Origin of the sequence: Streptomyces sp. SID11385, from assembly GCF_010548245.1 — a bacterium.
Classification (GTDB): domain Bacteria; phylum Actinomycetota; class Actinomycetes; order Streptomycetales; family Streptomycetaceae; genus Streptomyces.
In genome coordinates this window covers 1-4,744 of record NZ_JAAGLR010000186.1, presented here as the reverse complement: position 1 = coordinate 4,744, position 4,744 = coordinate 1, and the positions used below count along the sequence as shown (strand labels likewise).

At 74.3% G+C, this 4,744-nt stretch carries 5 protein-coding genes and 1 pseudogene; all 6 read left to right on the top strand.

Annotated features, from left to right (window positions below):
- Positions 1-600: pseudogene (locus tag G3I42_RS06065) on the top strand (hypothetical protein); the annotation flags it as partial.
- Positions 597-1,226 carry a hypothetical protein gene (locus G3I42_RS06060; RefSeq protein WP_164283092.1) on the top strand — a complete coding sequence of 210 codons (630 nt, stop codon included), beginning with the start codon at positions 597-599 and terminating at the stop codon, positions 1,224-1,226. The pseudogene G3I42_RS06065 and the gene G3I42_RS06060, both read left to right, overlap by 4 nt.
- A 69-nt stretch (positions 1,227-1,295) precedes the next feature.
- The gene (locus G3I42_RS06055; RefSeq protein WP_164283090.1) at positions 1,296-2,018 is read left to right on the top strand and encodes a spermidine synthase; all 723 of its coding nucleotides are present in this window, start codon (positions 1,296-1,298) and stop codon (positions 2,016-2,018) included.
- Between the two features lie 197 nt (positions 2,019-2,215).
- Positions 2,216-2,953, top strand: a complete 738-nt coding sequence (locus tag G3I42_RS06050; protein WP_164283088.1) for a response regulator transcription factor — start codon at positions 2,216-2,218, stop codon at positions 2,951-2,953.
- Positions 2,954-3,017: 64 nt separating this feature from the next.
- Positions 3,018-4,130 carry an ATP-binding protein gene (locus tag G3I42_RS06045; protein WP_164283086.1) on the top strand — a complete coding sequence of 371 codons (1,113 nt, stop codon included), beginning with the start codon at positions 3,018-3,020 and terminating at the stop codon, positions 4,128-4,130.
- A gap of 338 nt (positions 4,131-4,468) precedes the next feature.
- Positions 4,469-4,744, top strand: a 276-nt coding sequence (locus tag G3I42_RS06040; protein WP_164283084.1) for a hypothetical protein, incomplete at its 3' end; no start/stop codon positions are given.

Here is a 4,744-nt window from a genome sequence, read left to right as displayed (position 1 = left end):
CGCCGCCGCGCGGCCGTGCTCCCCGCGCTGCTCGCGGCCCTCGCGCTCCTCCCGCCGCTCGTGCACGACGGGCGGTTGTGGCAAGGGGAACGCGCGCCGCTGGCGCAGGTCTGCGCGCGGCAGGGGGTGCCCGCCGTGTGCGTGCGGTCGAGCCTCGCGGGCCTGCTGCCCGACATGGAGCGCGTCGCGCGGCCGATGCAGGAGCGGCTGCGCGGGGTGCGGGGGCTGCCGGAGCGGTACGACGACAGGGGCGGGACCGGCGGGAAGGACAGGCCGCTCCCGCAGGCCCCGGGCATCCTGGCCGGTCAGGACTTCCGGCCCGCCGAGCTGACCGACCCCGAGCGCTACCGGCGCGACCTGGCGTATGCGCTCCTGCCGTGCTTCGAAGCGGAGACCGACAGCGACTTCCCCACGCGGCAGGCCGTCATGTCCTGGCTCACCGGCGAGCGCGACGTCTTCGCGCAGGACGAGGAGTCCCGCGCGGCCGACCGGAAGCTGCGCGCTCTGACCCCCGCCGCCCGCGCCGACTGGCTCACCTCCTACTTCGGCGCCCGCGACGCCTGCCACGCGAAGCAGCCCGGGAAGGTCCCGGCCCTGTGAACGGCTGCCTCCCCCCGGTGGGCCTCCGCCTGCACGCGCGCGCCCGGCACGTCCCCGGCGTGGTGCTCCTCCTGCTTGCGAACGCGCTCCTGTGCGGCGTGCTGAGCCGCACGGTCGAGAGCTACCTCGACCCCGACCGCATCACCCCGCTCATCGCGCTCTGCCCGCTGCTCGCCGCCGCCGCGCTCGGCTCGGCGACCCTGGAGCCGCTTGCCGAGATCGCGCCCACGACAGCCCGTTCGGGCCCCCTGCTCCGCCTCGCGCTCTACCTCGCCCTCGCGCTCACCGGGGCCGTGCTCCTGCTCCTGGTCACCCCCTCGGGCGAGGCGGGCACGGCCTCCTACGGGCCCGGCGTCATGGCCCGCAACACGCTGGGCATGGCGGGGCTCGGCGCGGCCTCCGCCGTCGTGCTCGGCGCCCGGACGAGCTGGCTGCCCGTACTCGGCTACGGGGCCGCCGTCTTTCTCGGCGGCCGCACGCTGCGCCCGTACGCGACGACCACCCGCGTCTGGGCCTGGCTCGACCAGCCCGTCGGCGACCACCTCGCCCTCGCGCTCGCCCTCGCGCTCTTCCTCGCGGGCGGCGCGCTCTTCGTGGCGAAGGGGGCGCGCGCCGAGCGGGCGTGAACCGGTTTGCCGGGGCGGGGCGCGCCGCCGGAGGATGGCGGGGCGCGATCGACACAGGAGGTACGTGCGATGAGCACCGCTCTGCCGGACGAGGAGTTCCCCGGCGCCCGCTTCGGCCCGGGGCCGGACGCCCCGCCGGAAGTCCTCGACCGGCGCGAGGGCCCGTACGGCGAAGTGGTGCTGCGGCGGCACGGGGACCTGCTCCAGATCATCGCCAACGGCACGTTCCTCATGGACACTTCGGACGGGCGCTCCGAGCGGCTGCTCGTCGACGCCGCGCTCGGCGCGCTCGACGGGCGGCCCGCGCCCTCGGTGCTCGTCGGCGGGCTCGGGGTCGGCTTCTCGCTCGTGCGCGCGGCGGGGCAGGAGCGCTGGGGGCGGATCGTCGTCGCCGAGCGCGAGGAGGCGATCGTGGAGTGGCACCGCCGGGGCCCGCTCGGCGCGTACACCGCGCGGGCGCTCGCCGATCCCCGTAGCGAGATCCTGCGCACCGACCTCGTCGCCTACCTGCGCGCCCCCGGGGAGCGCTTCGACGCGCTGTGCCTCGACATCGACAACGGGCCCGGCTGGACGGTCGACGAGGGCAACGGCGGGCTGTACGACGCGGCCGGGCTCGCCGCCTGCCGGGAGCGCCTGACGCCCGGTGGGGTGCTCGCCGTGTGGTCGGCGCAGCCCTCGCCCGCCTTCGACGACGCCTTGCGGAATGCCGGGTTCCAGGGGGTGCGTACCGAAGAAGTCCCTGTTGCCCGGGGCGTTCCGGACGTCGTTCATCTCGCCCTGCGGCCCGCATAGCTAAGCGGCGCCCGGTGCCCGTACGCTCTTCACGACCGCGGACCCCCCACCCCCCGGCCCCCGAGTTGTCGGCCGGGCGCGCGCGTCGGACGGACGTGTTCCCGTGCGTGTTCCCGCGAGTGAGCAGGCTCATGTCTGGGCTCGTGGGCTCGGGGCAGAAGCGGAACGGACGACACACGTACCTTCAGGGCGGGGCGATGGAGCAGACACAGACCTCCCACAGCGGCACGGCACCGGCCGCCGGGGCACAGCGGCGCGTACTCGTGGTCGAGGACGACCCGACGATCGTGGACGCGGTCGCGGCCCGGCTGCGCGCCGAGGGCTTCCTCGTGCAGACCGCGCAGGACGGGCCCTCGGCGGTGGAGACCGCGGAGGCGTGGCAGCCGGACCTGCTGGTCCTCGACGTCATGCTGCCCGGATTCGACGGCCTGGAGGTGTGCCGCCGCGTGCAGGCGCACCGCCCGGTGCCCGTCCTCATGCTCACCGCGCGCGACGACGAGACGGACATGCTCGTCGGGCTCGGCGTGGGCGCGGACGACTACATGACGAAGCCGTTCTCGATGCGCGAGGTCGCGGCGCGCGTGCACGTGCTGCTCCGCCGCGTCGAGCGGGCCGCGCTCGCCGCCGCGACGCCGCGCAGCGGGGTGCTGCGCCTGGGCGAGCTGGAGGTGGACCACGCGCAGCGGCGGGTACGGGTGCGCGGCGAGGACGTCCACCTGACGCCGACCGAGTTCGACCTGCTCGTGTGCCTGGCGGGGACGCCGCGCGCGGTGCTCTCGCGCGAGCAGTTGCTCGCCGAGGTCTGGGACTGGGCGGACGCCTCGGGGACCCGTACCGTCGACAGCCACATCAAGGCGCTGCGCCGGAAGATCGGCGCGGAGCGGATCAGGACCGTGCACGGCGTGGGCTACGCGCTGGAGACCCCGGCGCCGTGACGCGGCGCAGAGGCGCGCGGTGAACGGGCGCGGGCTCCCTGGCCGCGCGAGGGGGAGGAACGTGATGGCGCAGTACCAGGACGGGACGGGGACGCGGCTGCGGCCCTTCCCGATCAAGGCGAAGCTCGGCACGCTCGTCGTGCTCTCGGTCTTCATCACCACCGGGCTGCTGCTCGTGGCGCTGCGCACCGATACCGAGCTGCGGTTCATCACGGTCTTCTCGGTCATCGCGACGCTCCTGATCACGCAGTTCGTCGCGCACGGTCTCGCCTCCCCGCTCGCCGAGATGACGACGGTCGCGCGGGCGATCTCGCACGGCGACTACACGCGCCGGGTCTCGGGCGCGGACCGGGGCGACGAGCTGGGCTCGCTCGCCGAGACGATCAACCGCATGGCGGACGACCTGGAGGCGCAGGACCACCACCGCAAGGAGCTGGTCGCGAACGTCTCGCACGAGCTGCGCACGCCGATCGCGGCGCTGCGGGCCGTCCTGGAGAACGTCGTGGACGGCGTCTCGGCCGCCGACCCCGAGACGATGCGCACGGCGCTCAAGCAGACGGAGCGGCTCGGGCGGCTCGTCGAGACGCTGCTCGACCTCTCGCGGCTCGACCACGGCGCGGTGCCGCTGCGCGCGCGGAGCTTCGAGGTGTGGCCGTACCTCTCAGGCGTCCTCAAGGAGGCGCAGCTCACGGGGGCCGCGGTGGCGCGCCGCAAGCTCGCCTCCGAGTCGGGGAGCCACACGCGCAGCGACGTCGCCCTCGCCCTCGACGTCTCGCCGCCCGAGCTGACCGCGTACGCGGACCCCGAGCGGCTGCACCAGGTCGTGGCCAACCTCATCGACAACGCGGTCAAGCACAGTCCGGCGGCGGGCAAGGTCACGGTGCGCGCCCGCGCGGGCGCGGGACCCGACTCCCTGGAGCTGGAGGTCATGGACGAGGGGCCCGGCATCCCGCGCTCCGAGTGGCACCGCGTCTTCGAGCGCTTCAACCGGGGCGCGCTGCCGCACGTGCAGAAGGCGGGCTCGCAGGGCGGCGACGGCGGTACGGGGCTCGGCCTCGCGATCGCGCGCTGGGCCGTGGATCTGCACGGCGGCCGTATCCGGGTGGCCGAATCGGCACGGGGCTGCCGCATGCACGTCACACTTCCGGGGAAGCCGTTGAACGAGCAGTTGACGTAGGCTGCCAGAGGAACCCGTTCTTCCGAATGTGGACAGGTCAGGGGGCTCCTGGCGGGCACTGAGCCCGGTCACGGCCCCCACCGGCCCGCACATCCGCACCGGATTCCTGTAGCCCCCGGCGGGAAGGCCCGCCGCCGGCGCGCCAACGACGTCGCGGGGGCCGGATGCGTGAGTCAAATCCACGGTTGTTTCCCGCCAATCACCATGGCGAAACACCGTCCGCGATGTGACTTACGCGACGGATCACCGGCCCGGCCTGCATGCGCGGGCCCCGGAGGCGTAGCCTTTATTCCCGCTGTCCATCACCTTGTGAGAAGCGGAAGAGGGCGGTTACCGCCGTGTCGCCACAGTCCCCCAGTAACTCGACGAGCATCTCGACCGAGCCGGTCGGCCAAGGCAAGCAGGGCTCCGACCCTGCGGCTGCCTTCGGCGCGAACGAATGGCTCGTGGACGAGATCTACCAGCAGTACCTCCAGGACCCGAATTCGGTCGATCGTGCCTGGTGGGACTTCTTCGCCGACTACAAGCCGGGCAGTGCCCCGGCGCGTACGAGCACGGACGGCGCCGCGGCGCCCGCGACCCCGGCCCCGGCACCAGCCCCCCAGGCCACCCCC

Bases quoted from the DNA above. Each gene is read 5' to 3' on its own strand.
- G3I42_RS06055 (WP_164283090.1), top strand. From the start codon at position 1,296: ATGAGCACCGCTCTGCCGGACGAGGAGTTCCCCGGCGCCCGCTTCGGC.
- G3I42_RS06050 (WP_164283088.1), top strand. From the start codon at position 2,216: ATGGAGCAGACACAGACCTCCCACAGCGGCACGGCACCGGCCGCCGGG.
- G3I42_RS06045 (WP_164283086.1), top strand. From the start codon at position 3,018: ATGGCGCAGTACCAGGACGGGACGGGGACGCGGCTGCGGCCCTTCCCG.